The 645-nt window shown below is 57.8% G+C and carries 1 protein-coding gene; it reads right to left on the bottom strand.

Going from position 1 to position 645, the window contains the following annotated elements; genetic code table 11:
* On the bottom strand, positions 1–645 hold a 645-nt coding region (locus QQJ79_RS15750; protein WP_284223874.1), incomplete at both ends, for a glutamate-cysteine ligase family protein.

The raw sequence follows: 645 nt of genomic DNA, 5'->3' as shown, positions 1-645 counted from the left end.
AGACCAGATCCACAACAGTGTGAAGGGCCTGCTTGACCGAGGCCCCTTCCTGCAGGGATTTGTTATAGGCCTCAAGCTGGCGATCCGCCGATGTTCCCCGCGCCAAAATCGTTCGGACATGCAAGACCTCCTTCTTGCAGCCCAGCGCATCGGCATCCTCTTCCACCAGCCCGATAATCTCTTCCATCAGTTCCGCTACCGGCACCTGCCCCGGAATACCAAGATCAATCAAACGCCCCTCCACGCCGAACCGCTGGGCCAGCCACCGGTTTTCCGATACCAGCGTACGCGGATAGATCCGCCAGCGCTGATTTCGCCGCCGCAACCGATACAGCATCCGCAGCAAGCAGGTATAAAGGGCCGCGATGCACAGGGTATCTTCCACCAGCGGGCACACATCGGTCATGCGCATTTCCAGCGTGGGGAATTTTGAGGACGGTCGCAAATCCCACCAGATTTTCGAACCATCCTCGATACTGCCTGCCTCCACCATGACATTGACCAAGCGCTCAAATTCACCATAGCTGTCAAACCGGTCGGGAATACCGGTTCGGGGCAGGCTGTCGAACACACTCAGCCGATAGGATTTCAGGCCACTGACCTCGCCCCGCCAGAAGGGGGAAGACGTGCTCAGCGATAAAAGAT

Source organism: Brevundimonas denitrificans (genome assembly GCF_030160755.1).
In the GTDB taxonomy this organism is placed as follows: Bacteria; Pseudomonadota; Alphaproteobacteria; order Caulobacterales; family Caulobacteraceae; genus Brevundimonas; species Brevundimonas denitrificans.
This window is presented reverse-complemented; position numbering and strand designations above follow the sequence as displayed.